This is a genomic window from Niallia laureatilytica, assembly GCF_046613985.1.
Lineage (GTDB): Bacteria > Bacillota > Bacilli > Bacillales > Cytobacillaceae > Niallia.
Map to the genome: position 1 here is coordinate 1 of NZ_JBKKHP010000008.1, position 17371 is coordinate 17371.

Sequence of the window (17371 nt, forward strand, 5' to 3'; positions counted from 1 at the left end):
CTTAAAAAAGAGACAGCAGTCATTTTGACTGCTGTCTCTTTTTTTATTTTGTTTCTTTCAAGTATCGGTTCCTTAGTAATTTGTTTAAAGAAAACGCTTGCAAGATATTAGAAACTAGTTTATCATTTCCTTATCGAAACGTTTCGATAAATCAGATTAGGAGGAATCAATGATGGGCTTGAAAAAGAAGTGGTTTATTTTCGGCATTACAGCTTTACTGGCACTTGGTTTAATGGCAGGTTGTTCACAGAAAAGCAGTTCAAGTGATTCTGATGTATTAACAGTCTGGGGTATGGGAGATGAGGTAAAGCAGCTTCCAAAAATGGCAGAGGAATTTACTAAAGAAACTGGGATTGAGGTTAAAATACAGTCGATTCCGTGGGCGAGTGCTCATGATAAGCTGTTAACGGCAGTCGCCTCTAAAAAAGGACCGGATGTACTGCAAATGGGCACAACATGGATGCCTGAGTTTCAGGCAGCGGGAGCTCTTGCTGATATGGGGGAATACTTGGATAAATATCCGAATTTAAAACCAGACAACTTCTTTGAAGGTTCTGTTGAAACAACTCTTTTCGATAATAAATATTATGGTATTCCTTGGGCTGCGGAAACCCGTGTCCTTTTCTACCGTACGGATATTCTTGAATCCGTTGGATATAAAAAAGCACCACAGACTTGGGAAGAGCTTAAGATTGCTGCTAAAAAGTTATCTGAACGCGGTGAAAACATGTACGGACTTAATGTAGATGCAAAGGAACAAACCTTGGCATTTATGTTTGCAAGACAGAATGGATCTGCTTTGTTGTCTGAAGGGAAACCACAGTTTAATGAACAAGCGTTTAAAGACGCAGTTTCTTATTTAAATGATTTTATTCAAAAGGGTTATGCTCCAAAGCAGGATTTAGGTATGGATGTCTCCCAAACATTTTCAGGTGATGCCATTGTTCCGATGTTTATAAGTGGGCCATGGATGGTCAAGGCAGTGAACGATACAGTTGAAGGTATTGAGGGGAAATGGGCAACCGCGGTTCTTCCAACTGGCGCGGATAATAATCTGTCTAGTTTGGGCGGTTCGAATCTGACCATTTTTGAACACTCCAGTAAAAAGGATGAAGCAGCTCAGTTTATTGATTTCATGATGAAAAAGGAAAATCAGCTGAAATGGCTGGGACTGACTAATGCTATGCCAACAGTGAAATCAGCCTGGGAGGATGATAGATTAGCAAAAGATCCATTATATGAAGTTTTCGGTCAACAAATGGAGGCTTCCCGCTCGATGCCTTTAATACCTGAGTTTGAGGAAATCGCCCAAAATTACTTAAAGCATTTTGAACAAATCTATTTAGGTGGAAATAATGTTGAGAAGGAAATGGAAGCCTTTAATAGAGAGACAGAGGAATTGTTAAATAAGTAATAGATGAGTGAGGGTAGCTTAAACGGGAAGTTTACTCAGCAAGCATTTATTAGCAGCAGTTTAACATACCCTCCTTCATTTACAAAAGGGAGTGCTAGTTATGCGGAATTTTGTTAATAAAAGGGCGCCTTATTTATTCATTTCCCCTGCCTTAATTTTATTAATGATGTTTTCTTTAATACCTATTGTCGTAGCTTTTGTAATCAGTTTTACAGATATTAGCTTAATAGGCTTGGCAGATTGGTCACAAATTAACTTTGTTGGTATTGATAATTATATAGATATTATGACAGATCCTCTCTTTTTAAAATCTATTGGTAATACGTTATTTTATGTCATTATTGGTGTTCCGCTGGTGATTATATGTTCCTTAGGAATAGCTGTATTAATCAACTTTGGCGAGAGTAGAGTCTTTCAATTTTTTCGGCTGATTTTTTATACTCCATCCATTACAAATGTTGTTGCCGTAGCTGTTGTATGGAGCTACTTATATAACCCCAGCTTTGGTTTTCTTAATTATTTATTATCATTGGCAGATATCCCCCCAGTTCCGTGGCTTCAGCATCCAGTTGTTGCTAAAATTTCACTAATAATTTTAGCCCTTTGGCGTGCAATTGGAACAAATATGATCATATTTTTGGCTGCTCTTCAAGGCATTCCAAAAGAGTATTATGAAGCTGCTTCTTTAGATGGAGCTAACAAACGGCAGCAGCTGATTAAAATTACTGTGCCTATGCTGAAATTTGCAATCTTCTTTGTGACAGTCACGACGATGATAGGCTGGCTCCAGTTTTTTGAGGAACCGTTTATTATGACGAATGGGGGACCTCTGGACAGTACTACTTCTGTATCTTTATTTATCTATCGCAATGGCTTTCAATTTAGTAAATTCGGCTATGCAGCAGCAGGATCTTTCCTATTATTTATAGCGATAATAATTGTCACCTTGATTCAATTCCGTATGCAAAAAGTTAAGACGGAGGATTAAATAGAGGAGGGATAAAATGAATACAGCACATAAAAAGACAAAAGCTAGCAAATGGGTTGTTGCCATCATCCTTACTGCAGGCGGTATGCTTATGGTGCTTCCTTTCATTTGGATGTTGTTATCCTCATTAAAAACAGACACAGAAATCATGCAGTTTCCACCAACGATTTTACCGCAAGATCCCACTATGGATAACTTTAAAGAACTATTCTCTGCTTTTAACTTCTTTGTTTATTTTAAGAACACAATGATTATCGTTCTTTGTTCATTTGGAGGACTTTTTCTTAATGCGATGGCAGGCTACGGTTTTGCTAAATACAAATTTAAAGGAAAAAACTTTCTTTTCTATTTAGTGCTTGCAACGATGATGATTCCTGGACAAGTCACGATGATTCCGGTGTATTTAATCTTGAATGCGATGGGATTAACGAATACAATGGCGGGAATAGTCCTTCCTGGCTTAGTAGGTGCATTTGGCATATTTCTGTTTCGGCAGTTTATGTCTACAATATCAAATGAAATGTTTGAAGCTGCAAGGCTGGACGGTGCTAGTGAATGGAAAATCTTTTGGAGTATAGTTCTTCCTGTTTCGCGCCCTGTTCTAGCAGTACAAGGCATACTGACTTTCATTGGAGCCTGGAATTCGTTCTTATGGCCGTTAATTGTCGCCAATGATGAAAAATATTATACACTATCTGTCGGGCTACAGCTGTTAAAAGGGCAATATGCAAGCAATTATGCCTTACAAATGGCTGGTTCAACCTTCATGATTATTCCCATTATTATCGTATTTTTAGTTTTTCAGAAGTATATTTTGCAAGGCTTCAATGTTTCTGGAATGAAGTAATAATAATAAATAATATGAAAAAGGCTTAAAAGGAGATTTTCCTTTTAAGCCTTTTCTATTTTAAATACTCATACATATAAATAGGAAGAGATTTGTTTACAATTAAAAATTAAGGTAATTATAAAAAGAAACGCACAATTAAATGCTGAAAAAAGGGTGATGGATTAATGCTGGAAAACAGTGTTACAATGGTCGTAATCATATTAGTCATTAATATTGTATATGTGTCATTTTTTACAATCAGGATGATATTGACTTTAAAAGGGCAAAGATATTTGGCGGCTTTTCTCAGCATGATAGAAGTAGTTATTTATGTCATCGGCCTCGGGCTGGTATTAGATAATCTTGATCAGATTCAAAATCTAGTGGCTTATGCTGTAGGTTATGGAATTGGTGTTATCGTAGGCATGAAAATAGAAGAGAAGCTTGCGTTAGGATACATAACAGTTAATGTTATTACGAAAGAATATGATAGAGATTTACCTAAGGCCTTACGGGAAAAGGGTTATGGAGTTACGAGCTGGGCTGCACATGGCTTAGAAGGAGACAGAATGGCTCTGCAAATACTGTCGCCGAGAAAATATGAGCTGCGCCTCTATGATACAATAAAGAACTTAGACCCAAAGGCGTTTATTATTGCATATGAGCCAAAGACAATCTACGGCGGCTTTTGGGTAAAGAGCGTAAAGAAAGGAAAGTTATTTAATGGGCAAAAAGATGAAGTTTGAAGTACAAGAAAATGAAACGATCGATCAGTGTTTAGATCGGATAAAGAGTGAAGGCTACACTCCTGTAAAAAGATTAGAAAAACCGATTTTTAAAGAAAATGTAGTTAATGGACAGAAATCTTATGAACCTGTAGCCAGCCAAATAGTGTTTGAGGCTGTTAAGCTGGAAGGGTAAATCACGAACAATAAATATGATATTAGTATAATTGTTCGATTTTTATGTTGACAACGGGTGAAAATGCTTGTTAATATGGTATTGTGTTAATAAATAATATAAATGACAAACTAAATTTTAATAGCCCTCATATATAATGGGAATATGGCCCATAAGTTTCTACCTGGCTGCCGAGAACTGCCGGACTATGAGGGAAAGCAATAGAACGCCAGCAGAAGGGATTGGTATTTTTCCAGTCTTTTCAGGTTATTTGAGCTCTGGACGGATGCTTTCTCTCTATGTAGTAGAAACATCTGGGCAGGGCTTTTTATATGTAATAATTCAGGAGGAGAAATATGACTGCTCAAATTGGCGTTATTATGGGAAGCAAATCAGATTGGGAGACAATGAAGCATTCTTGTGACATCTTGGATATGCTGGAAGTGAGTTATGAAAAGAAGGTTGTATCTGCACATCGCACCCCTGATTTAATGTTTGAATATGCCGAGAGTGCTAGAAGCCGGGGACTGCGTGCTATTATTGCAGGTGCTGGCGGTGCCGCTCACTTACCAGGGATGGTTGCAGCAAAAACGACATTGCCTGTGATTGGAGTTCCGGTCCAATCAAGAGCGCTTAACGGGCTTGACTCTCTGTTATCAATTGTGCAGATGCCAGGCGGTGTTCCTGTTGCTACAGTGGCAATTGGTAAGGCTGGTGCGACTAATGCAGGCTTGCTGGCTGCCCAAATAATAGCTGCCTTTGAACCAGAATTAGCTGAAAGAATTTCCTCTATGAGAGAGAAAACCAAAACCGAGGTTATAGAAAGTAGTGATGAACTTGTCTAACTCAGTGATTCTTCCAGGTCAAACTATTGGTATAATTGGTGGTGGGCAATTAGGCAGAATGATTGCATTGGCTGCAAAAGCGCAAGGGTATCGAATTGCTGTGTTGGATCCAACAGAGGACTCACCATGCGGTCAAGTGGCTGATTATAAGATTGTGGCTGCATATAACAGTATGGAAGGCATTAAACAGCTGGCGCAGGTGAGTGATGTTATCACATATGAATTTGAGAATATTGATGCAGAAGGATTGGAATGGCTGCAAACACATGCATATGTACCGCAGGGATCTTCCGTCCTGGAAATAACGCAGGACCGAATTAGCGAAAAATTAGCCATTCAAAAAGCCGGCGTTAAGGTTGCTCCATTCGAGGTAATCGAGGAGCCTGAAGACTTAAAAAAGGCACTGGAAACGATAGGTATTCCGGCTGTTTTGAAAACAGCAAGAGGCGGTTATGACGGTAAAGGTCAATTTGTAATCACTTCAAGCGCTGAAGTACAGGAAGCAGAGAAGCTGCTGACGCAAGGCATATGTGTTCTGGAAAAATGGATTCCTTTTGAAAAAGAAATCTCTGTTATTGTGACAAGAGGCACTAATGGAGAATCAACTGTCTTTCCAGTGAGTGAAAACATCCATATTAACAATATACTTCACCAATCAATTGTGCCTGCCAGAATAAGCGACCATGCAAAAGAGGCTGCGATTCAAAAGGCAGGAATTATCGCTGAACACCTGCAGCTAGTCGGCACATTGGCAGTGGAAATGTTCTTAAGCAAGGGTGACGATATATATATCAATGAATTGGCGCCAAGACCGCATAACTCAGGACACTATACGATAGAGGCATGTGAAACATCACAATTTGAGCAGCATATTCGAGCAGTTTGTGGAATGCCGCTGGGAAGCACGAAGTTATTGAGACCAGCAGTAATGGTTAATATATTAGGTGAACATCAAGCTCCTATTATCAACGTACTTCCAGAACTGCAAGACTGGAAAGTCCACCTTTACGGAAAGCTAGAACCAAAGGAAAAGCGCAAGATGGGACATGCGACGTTGCTGCGTTCGTCTGTTGAAATTGCCCTTGATGAAATAGACAGGTCCAGTATTTGGAGCCTGCAAACAGAAAAAATCGGAGGATAAGATATGATTGATCGTTATACGAGACCAGAAATGGGAAATATTTGGACTGAGCAAAATCGTTTTCAAGCATGGCTGGAGGTTGAAATCCTTGCATGTGAAGCATGGGTGAAGCTAGGTGAAATACCTGAAGAGGATGTTAAGAAAATCCGCGAAAACGCGTCCTTTGACATTGCACGAATTCAAGAAATTGAGCAGGATACACGTCATGATGTTGTTGCGTTCACAAGAGCTGTTTCCGAAACATTGGGAGAAGAGCGCAAATGGGTTCATTACGGATTAACATCAACTGACGTAGTGGATACAGCATTATCTTACTTAATCAGACAAGCAAATGAAATTATTTTAAAGGACTTGGAGAACTTTATTGAAGTCTTGAAAAATAAAGCAATTGAACATAAATACACAGTCATGATGGGCCGTACACATGGTGTCCATGCAGAACCGACAACATTTGGGTTGAAGCTGGCATTATGGCATGAGGAAATGAAGCGCAATCTAGAACGCTTTAAAGCTGCAGCAGCAGGTGTAGAGTTTGGAAAGATTTCAGGAGCAGTTGGAACATATGCCAATATCGATCCATTTGTGGAGCAATACGTATGTGAGCAGTTAGGTTTGCAACCAGCACCGATTTCCACACAAACATTACAGCGTGACCGTCATGCAGACTATATGGGGACAATCGCTCTCATTGCAACATCAATCGAAAAGTTTGCTGTTGAAATCCGCGGACTGCAAAAGAGTGAAACTAGAGAAGTGGAAGAATTCTTTGCTAAAGGGCAAAAAGGTTCTTCAGCAATGCCGCATAAGCGTAATCCGATTGGTTCAGAAAATATGGCAGGTCTTGCTCGTGTTATCCGCGGCTATATGATGACTGCTTATGAAAATGTTCCGCTATGGCATGAAAGAGATATCTCTCATTCTTCAGCTGAACGAATTATCATTCCAGATGCAACAATTGCTATCAACTATATGTTAAACAGATTCAGCAATATTGTTAAGAACTTAACTGTATTCCCAGAGAACATGAAACGCAACATGGATCGCACATTAGGATTGATCTATTCGCAACGAGTACTATTAGCCTTGATCGATAAAGGACTTACAAGAGAAGAGGCTTATGATACAGTTCAGCCGAGAGCAATGGAATCTTGGGAAAAGCAAGTTCCTTTCCGTGAACTAGTAGACAATGACCCAACTATCTCATCTAAGCTGACTAAAGAAGAAATTGATGATTGCTTTGATTACCATTTCCATATCAAGCATGTTGATACTATCTTTAACAGATTGGGACTTTAATAAATTTGGCATAAAAGCACCATGGGGCGCTTTTATGCCGAATACCCTAATTTAGCAAGTTAATCTTACATTCGTTTTATCCCTAATTTTTTTGATAAGGAGACTCTTCAAATGGAAAAGAGAGCTTTATTGTACGAAGGAAAGGCAAAAAGAGTTTATGGAACGTCTGATGAAAATATCGTCTGGCTTGAATATAAAGATTCTGCAACAGCATTTAACGGTGAAAAGAAGGCAGATATCACAGGTAAGGGCCGTTTAAATAACGAGATTACGAGCTTGCTATTTTTAAAGCTAAAAGACATGGGCATAGAATCCCACTTTATCGAAAAACTGTCAGAAACAGAACAGCTAGTGAAGAAGGTTTCCATCATTCCATTAGAAGTTGTTGTTAGGAATTTAGCTGCTGGGAGCTTTTCAAAAAGATTAGGAATAGAAGAGGGGCAGCCATTATCAAAGCCTCTTGTTGAATTTTATTATAAAGATGACTCTCTAGGAGATCCGATTATGACGGAGGATCATATAGAAGAGCTAAAGCTTGCGACAGAAAAAGAAGTTGCAATATTGAAAAAAAACGCTCTTGAAGTGAATAAAGCATTAAGTGCTTTCTTTGCAGAGTTAGGCATCCGTCTTATCGATTTTAAGCTTGAGTTCGGCAAGGACAGCAATGGAGAAATAATGCTAGCTGATGAGGTTTCTCCTGATACATGCCGTTTATGGGATATAAAAACAAACGCGAAATTAGATAAGGATGTATTTCGTCGCGATTTAGGAAATTTGACAGAAGCATATGAGAATATTCTAGCTAGATTAGGGGGAAAACAGCATGTTTAAAGTTAAAGTATATATCACATTAAGAGAGAGTGTTTTAGATCCACAAGGAAATGCAGTGAAAGGGTCTCTTCATTCCCTTAACTATCAAGAAGTAAATGATGTACGCATCGGGAAGTATTTAGAGCTTACTCTAGAAAAATCGGATAGAAATGTAGATGAGCTTGTAAAGGAAATGTGTGAAAAATTGTTGGCCAACACTGTAATTGAAGATTACACATATGAGGTTGAGGAGGTTGTTGCACAGTGAAATTCGCGGTAGTCGTATTTCCAGGGTCCAATTGTGATGTCGATATGTTGCACGCAATAACGGATGAATTGGGAGAAGAAGCAGAATACGTATGGCATGACGCAGATAGCTTGGAAGGTTATGACGGAATTTTACTGCCTGGCGGATTCTCATACGGTGACTATCTTCGCACCGGCGCCATTGCAAGATTCAGCAATGTCATGAAGGAAGTTGTAAAAGCAGCCGAAGCGGGCAAACCAGTATTGGGTGTCTGCAATGGATTCCAAATTTTACTGGAGGCTGGACTTTTGCCAGGAGCAATGAGACGGAACGATCAGCTTAAGTTCATCTGCCGTCCTGTTGAACTGAAGGTCGAAAACAACAGCACAATGTTCTCCAATGCATATAAAGAGCAGGAAGTCATCACTGTTCCTATCGCCCATGGAGAAGGAAACTACTATTGTGATGAAAAAACGTTAGCTAGATTACAAGAAAACAAGCAAATTGTATTCACATATAATGGCGAAAATCCAAATGGAAGCCTAGAAAATATTGCAGGAATCACTAATGAAAAAGGAAATGTCCTTGGCATGATGCCGCATCCAGAAAGAGCAGTTGATGAGCTGTTAGGCGGAGCGGATGGCCTAAAGATTTTCCAATCAATCGTTAAACAGTGGAGGGAAGCAAATGTCGTTAATGCTTGAGCCAAGTCCAGAACAAATTAAGTCAGAGGAAATTTACAAACAAATGGGTGTTACGGACGAAGAATTCGCTATGGTCGAAAAGATTCTTGGCCGCAAGCCTAACTACACAGAAATTGGACTGTTTTCAGTTATGTGGTCTGAGCATTGCAGCTACAAAAACTCTAAACCAGTGTTAAGAAAATTCCCGACATCTGGTCCGCAAGTGCTTCAAGGTCCTGGTGAAGGTGCAGGGATTGTGGATATTGGGGATGGGCAAGCAGTGGCCTTCAAAATTGAAAGCCATAACCATCCGTCTGCAATCGAGCCGTATCAAGGAGCTGCAACTGGAGTGGGCGGCATTATCCGCGACGTTTTCTCCATGGGAGCAAGACCGATTGCTATTCTGAACTCTCTTCGTTTTGGCGAATTGGATAATGCTCGTACAAAGTATCTTTTTGAAGAAGTTGTTGCAGGGATTGCAGGTTACGGAAACTGTATCGGTATTCCGACAGTGGGGGGAGAAATTGCCTTTGATTCATCCTATGCAGGCAACCCGCTTGTAAATGCGATGTGTGTTGGTTTAATTAACCATGAAGACATTAAAAAAGGCCAGGCACATGGAGTTGGCAACACGGTAATGTACGTAGGAGCAAAGACAGGCCGTGATGGTATTCATGGGGCAACATTCGCATCAGAAGAGCTGACAGAGAATTCAGATGAAAAGCGTCCGGCAGTTCAAGTTGGCGACCCGTTCATGGAGAAACTTTTACTTGAGGCATGCTTGGAACTGATCAAATCAGATGCTCTAGTCGGTATTCAGGATATGGGTGCAGCAGGACTTGCAAGCTCAAGTGCAGAGATGGCAAGCAAAGCTGGATCTGGAATTGAAATGAATCTTGATTTAGTGCCGCAGCGTGAAGTGGGCATGACAGCTTATGAAATGATGCTGTCAGAATCTCAAGAACGTATGCTGATTGTTGTTAAAAAAGGCAGAGAGCAAGAGATTAAGGATCTATTCGATAAATATGATTTGGAAGCAGTTGCTATCGGTGTTGTTACAGATGATAAAATGCTGCGACTTCTTCATAAAGGGGAAGTAGTTGCGAACGTACCAGCTGATGCTTTGGCTGAAGATGCTCCTGTTTACCAAAAACCTTCTGCAGAACCGCAATATTTCCGTGATTTCCAAGCAATGGAGAACACAATCCCAGCAGTTGATAATTATGGAGAAGCACTTGCTAATCTTCTTAAGCAGCCGACAATCGCTTCAAAGGAATGGGTTTATAACCAATATGACTATATGGTTCGCACAAGTACAGTAGTTGCACCAGGATCAGATGCTGCTGTTGTCCGTATTCGCGGAACGAAAAAAGCGTTAGCGATGACGACTGACTGTAATGCGCGTTATCTTTACCTAGATCCAGAAACAGGCGGGAAAATTGCTGTTGCAGAGGCTGCTCGCAATATCGTCTGCTCAGGGGCAGAGCCATTGGCAATTACAGACAACTTAAACTTTGGTAACCCTGAAAAGCCAGAAATATTCTGGCAGATTGAAAAAGCTGCTGACGGTATAAGTGAAGCATGCTTAGCACTTAATGCACCAGTTATTGGCGGTAACGTGTCCCTATACAATGAAACAAACGGAACAGCAATCTATCCGACACCAGTAATCGGAATGGTTGGTCTGATTAAAGATACAAATGATATAACAACACAAAGCTTTAAAGCAAGCGGAGATCTTATTTATCTTCTTGGTGAAACGAAGGATGAATTCGGAGGAAGCGAACTTCAAAAGATGCTTGAAGGCTCCATTTCAGGAAAATCACCTGAATTAGACTTAGAAATAGAAAAGAGCCATCAAGCTGCAGTGCTTGCTGCCATCAGAGCAGGGGTTGTTGAATCTGCTCATGATCTAGCTGAAGGCGGCTTAGCAGTTGCAGCTGCAGAAAGCTTGTTTGAACCGAACGGTTTGGGTGCGAAGCTTGATTTGGAAGGCAACCCTGTTTCTGCTCTATTCAGTGAATCTCAATCACGTTTCTTGCTTTCTGTTAAACCAGATAACAAAGAAGAATTCGAAAAGCTAGTTCCTGCAACATTGATTGGAAAAGTAACAGACGACAATATTTTTGCTGTTAGCCAAGGGGAAAATATCCTAATTAAGGAACAGGTGGAAGTGTTAGAAGCCGCCTGGAGAGGAGCTATTCCATGCTTGCTGAAATAAGAGGGTTAAATGAAGAATGCGGAGTCTTTGGTGTTTGGGGCCATAACGATGCTGCGCAGCTTGCTTATTACGGGCTTCACAGCCTGCAGCACAGGGGACAAGAAGGTACAGGAATTGTTACAACAGACGGGAAACAGCTAAAAGGCATTAAAGGGGAAGGACTTGTTGCAGAGGTCTTCACACAGGATGCCATGAAGGAATTGACAGGAAAAGCTGCAATCGGTCATGTTCGTTATGCAACAGCAGGAGGTGGGGGCTATGAAAATGTCCAGCCCCTTCTGTTTCATTTCCAAAGCGGAAGCATGGCACTTGCTCATAATGGAAATCTTGTTAATGCTAATGCGCTCAAAAGCCAATTGGAAGCGCAAGGCAGCATCTTTCAGACTAGCTCTGATACAGAGGTACTTGCTCACTTAATTAGAAGAGGCGGTTTTTCTGCCTTTAATGAAAGAGTGAAAAATGCTTTGACAATGATTAAAGGGGCATATGCTTTCTTAATCTTGACAGAGACAGAGCTGATGGTTGCTCTAGATCCAAATGGTATGAGACCACTTTCTTTAGGAAAACTGGGAGATGCTTATGTTGTTGCCTCAGAAACATGTGCATTTGATGTTGTCGGTGCAGAATTTATCCGCGATGTCCTGCCGGGAGAGCTTTTGATTATTGACGATAATGGTTTCCGTTCTGAGATGTTCTCAGTGGCTTCCAATATTGCAATGTGTACGATGGAGTATGTGTATTTCTCAAGACCAGACAGCAATATCAATGGTATCAATGTTCATACTGCCAGAAAAAACTTAGGGAAAAGACTGGCTTTTGAAGCGCCAATTGAAGCAGATGTCGTAACAGGCGTTCCTGACTCAAGTATTTCTGCAGCAATTGGCTATGCAGAGGAAACAGGCATACCTTACGAGTTAGGCTTAATTAAGAACCGATATGTAGGACGCACCTTCATTCAGCCATCCCAATCATTGCGTGAACAAGGGGTGAAAATGAAGCTTTCAGCAGTCCGTGGTGTCGTTGAAGGAAAACGTGTCATCATGGTGGACGATTCTATCGTTAGAGGAACAACAAGCAGAAGAATCGTGTCCATGCTTCGTGAGGCTGGTGCAACAGAAGTGCATGTATTAATCAGTTCACCACCTATTAAAAACCCGTGTTTTTACGGAATCGATACATCTACAAAAGAAGAGCTGATTGCATCGAGATACTCGGTTGATGAGCTTCGGGAAATCATTGGTGCTGACTCTCTCATTTTCTTGAGCACAGAAGGAATGGTAGAAGCAATCGGCAGAAATGAAGAAGGGGAGAATAGAGGTTCCTGCTTAGCTTGCTTTACAGGCAAATATCCGACAGAAATCTATCCTTCTGCACTGCAATCATATGAAAAGGTGTAAAAGTAAACAGAAGTGAAAAGCGGCATATGGGTGTGTCGCTTTTCCATTGAAATGCACATAAGAGATGTCTTTGAATAGTAGGAGGATACGTATGGCTGAAAGCTACAAACAAGCAGGAGTTAATATCGAGGCAGGCTATGAAGCAGTTTCGAGAATGAAGAAGCATGTAAATAAAACAATCAGACCTGGTGTAATGGGAGGTCTTGGCGGTTTCGGAGGCATGTTCGATCTGTCAGTATTAAACCTGAAAAATCCAGTGCTGGTTTCTGGAACAGATGGGGTAGGTACAAAGCTGATGCTTGCATTTATGCTTGATAAGCATGATACAATCGGCGTAGATGCTGTGGCAATGTGTGTAAATGATATTGTCGTACAAGGAGCAGAACCTATTTACTTCCTTGATTATATTGCGTGCGGCAAAGCAGAGCCTGCAAAGATTGAAGCTATTGTAAAAGGGATTGCAGATGGCTGTGAACAAGCTGGCTGCGCATTAGTCGGCGGGGAAACTGCTGAAATGCCAGGGATGTACAGCGAAGAGGAATATGACCTTGCTGGATTTGCTGTTGGTGCTTGTGAGAAAGAACGTGTCATTACAGGGGAAAATATTAAGGCTGGAGATGTTCTGATTGGTTTGGCTTCAAGCGGAATTCACAGCAATGGCTATTCTCTTGTCCGCAAGCTTTTCTTTGAAAAAGCTAATATGTCTTTATCTGATTATGTAGACGAATTAGGCTGTACGCTTGGAGAAGAATTAATCAAGCCGACGAAAATCTATGTAAAATCAGTTCTGTCTGCTCTTCAAAAGTTCGAGATTAAGGGATTATCCCATATAACAGGCGGAGGTTTCATTGAAAATATTCCTCGCATGCTACCAGAAGGATTAGGGATCGAACTTGAAGAAACTAATTGGGAAGTGCCTCCTGTTTTTAAGCTGATGGAAAAAATAGGAGATTTACAGCGCAAGGAAATGTATAATATTTTTAACATGGGCACAGGAATGGTTCTTGCTGTGGACAGCGATGCGGAGCAAGATGTTCTAAAGCATTTTCAGGCAATCGGCGAAAAGGCATATACAATCGGCAAGGTAACAGATGATGGGGAAATCAACATCATTCTGAAACAATAACGGAGGAACAGACATGAAAAATATTGCTGTTTTTGCGTCAGGCAGCGGCTCCAATTTCCAAGCACTTGTAGATGCTGCAGAAAAAAATGAGCTGCAGGCGTCTATTAAATTACTAGTCTGTGACAAACCTAAGGCGTATGTTGTAGAAAGAGCTGCGAACCACAATGTTGATGTGTTTACATTCACAGCCAAAGATTATCCTTCAAAGGCGGAATATGAACAAGATATACTTCGGAAACTAAAAGATTACGAGATAGAGTGGATTATCCTTGCAGGTTATATGCGTTTGATTGGAGATACACTGCTTCAGGAATTCCCTGGTAAGATAATAAATATCCACCCGTCCTTGCTTCCTAATTTTCCTGGCAAAGATGCTGTCGGCCAAGCGCTTGCAGCAGGTGCAAAGGAAACAGGGGTAACGGTTCACTATGTGGATGAAGGAATGGATACAGGACCGATAATTGCTCAAGAGGCCGTCGGTATCATAGAAGGAGAAACGAATGAAAGCCTTCAAGCGAAAATCCAAAGCATCGAGCATGGACTGTATCCGAAGGTAGTTCAATCATTAGTCCTTTCCAATTGAGTAATTGCAGCAATAGACTACTATATGAAACAGGGGGAAATAAAGGAAATGAAAAAGCGTGCATTAATAAGTGTTTCAGATAAAACAGGAATTACAAGCTTTGCAAAAGAGCTTCATGAATTAGGATTCGAGCTGATTTCTACAGGTGGAACAAAAAAGGCCATTCAAGAGAGCGGCATCCCAGTACTTAGTGTCAGTGACGTAACTGGATTTCCGGAAATCCTGGAAGGCAGGGTAAAAACTTTAAATCCGTATATTCATGGCGGTCTTTTGGCGAAATTTGACGAACCTGGACACCAAGCACAGCTTGAGGAGCATAAAATTCAGCCAATCCAGCTAGTTTGTGTGAATCTTTATCCTTTCCAAGCAACAATTGCGAAGGAAGACGTAACAGTGGAGGATGCCATTGAAAATATTGATATCGGCGGTCCAACAATGCTTCGCGCTTCTGCAAAAAACCATCAATATGTAACAGTTGTAGTGGACCCAAGTGATTATACAACGGTTGTCGATGAACTAAAGCAAGATGGAGAAGTGAAGTTTGAAACAAGAAGAAAGCTTGCTGCTAAAGTGTTCCGTCACACTGCTGCTTACGATTCCATGATTTCTCAATACATGAGCGATCTTTCAGGTGAAGAAAACCCTGAATCATTGACTGTCACATATGAACTGAAGCAATCTTTAAGATATGGAGAAAACCCGCATCAAAATGCAGCGTTTTACCGTAAGCCTTTAGGTTCTGCATTTTCTATTGCGAATGCAACACAGCTGCATGGCAAGGAGCTTTCTTACAATAATATCAATGATGCAGATGCTGCAATTCAAATCGTCAAAGAATTCACAGAACCAGCAGCTGTTGCAATTAAGCATAGCAACCCATGCGGAGTTGGAACAGGCGAGGATATTTTCACTGCGTACACAAGAGCATTTGAGGCAGATCCTATTTCTATTTTCGGAGGAATTGTCGCATTGAACAGAGAGGTTGACGCTGCAACAGCTCAGAAGCTGCATGAAATCTTTTTAGAAATCGTCATTGCGCCATCTTATTCAGAAGAGGCTTTAGAGATTCTTAAAGGGAAGAAAAACATTCGTCTGTTAACTATTCCATTCTCTGCAGGCAACAAGAAGGAAATGAAATTTACGACAATTGAAGGCGGCTTGCTTGTTCAAGATTTCGACCATTTTACATTGGATGATGCAACAATCACTATCCCAACTGACAAAAAGCCGACAGATGAAGAATGGGAAGCACTGAAGTTTGGCTGGAAGGTTGTTAAGCATGTGAAATCGAATGCGATTGTCGTTAATAATCAGGAAATGACTTTAGGAGTAGGTGCAGGTCAAATGAACCGTGTTGGTTCAGCAAAGATTGCCTTGGAACAGGCTGGAGAAAAGGCAGTTGGAGCAGTATTGGCTTCCGATGCGTTCTTCCCAATGGATGATACAGTCGAAGCAGCAGCAAAAGCTGGAGTCACTGCAATCATTCAAACAGGCGGCAGTATCAGAGATGAAGATTCCATCAAGAAAGCAAACGAGTATGGAATTGCCATGGTATTGACAGGAGTAAGGCACTTTAAACACTAAAAGCTTTGATGGAGGATGGAAATGATGAAGGTACTCGTAATCGGCCGTGGTGGAAGAGAGCATACGATTTGCACAAAAATTAAAGAAAGCAAATTAGTTGAAACTATCTTTGTAGCACCAGGCAATGTAGGAATGACAGATGTTGCCGAACGCGTTTCAATTGAAGAGACAGAAGTAGATAAGCTTGTTGAATTTGCTCTAGATAATAAAGTGGACCTGACGGTAGTAGGACCTGAAGTTCCTTTGCTGTTAGGTGTTGTTGATAAATTGGAGGCTGCTGGGCTGAAGGTTTTCGGACCAAGGCAAAAAGCAGCAGAAATTGAAGGCAGTAAATCCTTTGCGAAGGATTTAATGAAGAAATATGAGATCCCGACAGGAAAGTATGAAACATTTTCTGATTATGAGCAAGCTAAAGCATATATATTAGAGCATGGGGCGCCGATTGTTATTAAGGCAGACGGCCTTGCAGCAGGCAAGGGTGTAACAGTTGCAATGACATTGGAAGAAGCTTTGGCAAGCATTGAAGAAATGCTTGTCGGTGCGAAATTCGGTGATGCATCTGCGACTGTTGTTATTGAAGAATTCCTGGCTGGTGAGGAGTTTTCCTTAATGTCCTTCGTCAATGGGGACACAGTCATTCCATTAGAGATTGCTCAAGACCATAAACGAGCATATGATGGTGATCAAGGACCGAATACTGGCGGCATGGGAGCTTATTCTCCTGTTCCTCATATCGATGAGAAAATCGTGCAGACTGCCATTGAAACAATCGTTAAGCCGACTGCACAGGCAATGATTACAGAAGACAGATCGTTTACGGGAATCTTATATGCCGGTCTTATTGCTACAGAAGAAGGCCCGAAAGTGATTGAATTTAATGCTCGCCTCGGCGATCCAGAAACACAGGTTGTTTTGCCTAGGATGAAATCTGATTTAGTTGAAGTGCTGCTTGCTATCCTTGAAGGAGAGACTCCTGTTATAGAGTGGCACGATGAGGATATGCTTGGTGTTGTCGTTGCAGCGAAAGGATATCCAGAAAGCTATGGAAAAGGTGCTGTCATCAAAGGTTTAAACACGATGGAGGATGTATCTATTTTCCACGCTGGCACAAGTTTGGACGAAGACGGTAACTTTACAGTGGACGGCGGCAGAGTATTGCTTGTTGCTGCTAAGAGCAAAACAATTAAGGCTGCCCAAGACAAGGTATATAAAGAGTTAGAAAAGCTGGAAAGCGATGGAGTTTTTTACAGAAAAGACATCGGCTTTAAAGCAATTAAATAATATGAAAAAAGATCCCAGTTGGGATC

General features: G+C 40.9%; 17 protein-coding genes and 1 riboswitch. All 17 genes read left to right on the plus strand.

What is annotated here, in order from left to right; all coding sequences use genetic code 11:
• Window positions 1-178: 178 nt before the first annotated feature.
• Entirely contained in the window at window positions 179-1414 is a 1236-nt protein-coding gene (locus ACLIJJ_RS18010; RefSeq protein WP_411411480.1) for a sugar ABC transporter substrate-binding protein, read from the plus strand.
• A 100-nt stretch (window positions 1415-1514) separates the two neighbouring features.
• The gene (locus tag ACLIJJ_RS18015) at window positions 1515-2402 is read left to right on the plus strand and encodes a carbohydrate ABC transporter permease (RefSeq protein ID WP_233316171.1); all 888 of its coding nucleotides are present in this window, start codon (window positions 1515-1517) and stop codon (window positions 2400-2402) included.
• Window positions 2403-2418: 16 nt separating this feature from the next.
• Window positions 2419-3249: a carbohydrate ABC transporter permease gene (locus tag ACLIJJ_RS18020; protein WP_233316173.1), complete on the plus strand. Its 831-nt coding sequence runs from the start codon at window positions 2419-2421 to the stop codon at window positions 3247-3249.
• Between the two features lie 167 nt (window positions 3250-3416).
• Window positions 3417-3977 carry a DUF2179 domain-containing protein gene (locus ACLIJJ_RS18025; RefSeq protein ID WP_233316175.1) on the plus strand — a complete coding sequence of 187 codons (561 nt, stop codon included), beginning with the start codon at window positions 3417-3419 and terminating at the stop codon, window positions 3975-3977.
• Window positions 3955-4152, plus strand: coding sequence for an NETI motif-containing protein (locus ACLIJJ_RS18030; protein ID WP_233316176.1), 198 nt, complete (start codon window positions 3955-3957; stop codon window positions 4150-4152). Before ACLIJJ_RS18025 ends, ACLIJJ_RS18030 begins: the two co-directional genes overlap by 23 nt.
• Window positions 4153-4259: 107 nt before the next feature.
• A riboswitch (purine riboswitch) is annotated at window positions 4260-4360 on the plus strand.
• Between the two features lie 127 nt (window positions 4361-4487).
• Window positions 4488-4976, plus strand: coding sequence for a 5-(carboxyamino)imidazole ribonucleotide mutase (gene purE, locus ACLIJJ_RS18035; protein WP_411230133.1), 489 nt, complete (start codon window positions 4488-4490; stop codon window positions 4974-4976).
• A complete protein-coding gene (purK, locus tag ACLIJJ_RS18040; RefSeq protein WP_411411438.1) occupies window positions 4963-6117 on the plus strand; it encodes a 5-(carboxyamino)imidazole ribonucleotide synthase in 1155 nt (384 codons plus the stop codon). Before purE ends, purK begins: the two co-directional genes overlap by 14 nt.
• A gap of 3 nt (window positions 6118-6120) precedes the next feature.
• Window positions 6121-7413: an adenylosuccinate lyase gene (purB, locus tag ACLIJJ_RS18045; RefSeq protein ID WP_237940615.1), complete on the plus strand. Its 1293-nt coding sequence runs from the start codon at window positions 6121-6123 to the stop codon at window positions 7411-7413.
• Between the two features lie 111 nt (window positions 7414-7524).
• Complete coding sequence (gene purC / locus ACLIJJ_RS18050) at window positions 7525-8244, plus strand: phosphoribosylaminoimidazolesuccinocarboxamide synthase (protein WP_233316181.1); 720 nt, start codon at window positions 7525-7527, stop codon at window positions 8242-8244.
• Complete coding sequence (purS, locus tag ACLIJJ_RS18055) at window positions 8237-8491, plus strand: phosphoribosylformylglycinamidine synthase subunit PurS (RefSeq protein ID WP_144456273.1); 255 nt, start codon at window positions 8237-8239, stop codon at window positions 8489-8491. Before purC ends, purS begins: the two co-directional genes overlap by 8 nt.
• Window positions 8488-9174: a phosphoribosylformylglycinamidine synthase subunit PurQ gene (gene purQ / locus ACLIJJ_RS18060; protein WP_233316183.1), complete on the plus strand. Its 687-nt coding sequence runs from the start codon at window positions 8488-8490 to the stop codon at window positions 9172-9174. Before purS ends, purQ begins: the two co-directional genes overlap by 4 nt.
• Window positions 9158-11374 carry a phosphoribosylformylglycinamidine synthase subunit PurL gene (purL, locus tag ACLIJJ_RS18065; protein ID WP_411411439.1) on the plus strand — a complete coding sequence of 739 codons (2217 nt, stop codon included), beginning with the start codon at window positions 9158-9160 and terminating at the stop codon, window positions 11372-11374. Before purQ ends, purL begins: the two co-directional genes overlap by 17 nt.
• Window positions 11359-12771, plus strand: a complete 1413-nt coding sequence (gene purF, locus ACLIJJ_RS18070; protein ID WP_233316187.1) for an amidophosphoribosyltransferase — start codon at window positions 11359-11361, stop codon at window positions 12769-12771. The genes purL and purF overlap by 16 nt, the downstream gene beginning before the upstream one ends.
• A gap of 91 nt (window positions 12772-12862) precedes the next feature.
• Window positions 12863-13897 carry a phosphoribosylformylglycinamidine cyclo-ligase gene (gene purM, locus ACLIJJ_RS18075; protein WP_411230137.1) on the plus strand — a complete coding sequence of 345 codons (1035 nt, stop codon included), beginning with the start codon at window positions 12863-12865 and terminating at the stop codon, window positions 13895-13897.
• A 13-nt stretch (window positions 13898-13910) separates the two neighbouring features.
• Window positions 13911-14480, plus strand: coding sequence for a phosphoribosylglycinamide formyltransferase (gene purN, locus ACLIJJ_RS18080; protein WP_233316189.1), 570 nt, complete (start codon window positions 13911-13913; stop codon window positions 14478-14480).
• A gap of 48 nt (window positions 14481-14528) precedes the next feature.
• Window positions 14529-16064, plus strand: coding sequence for a bifunctional phosphoribosylaminoimidazolecarboxamide formyltransferase/IMP cyclohydrolase (purH, locus tag ACLIJJ_RS18085; protein WP_411411440.1), 1536 nt, complete (start codon window positions 14529-14531; stop codon window positions 16062-16064).
• A 24-nt stretch (window positions 16065-16088) separates the two neighbouring features.
• Window positions 16089-17345 carry a phosphoribosylamine--glycine ligase gene (gene purD / locus ACLIJJ_RS18090; RefSeq protein WP_233316400.1) on the plus strand — a complete coding sequence of 419 codons (1257 nt, stop codon included), beginning with the start codon at window positions 16089-16091 and terminating at the stop codon, window positions 17343-17345.
• Window positions 17346-17371: the final 26 nt, after the last annotated feature.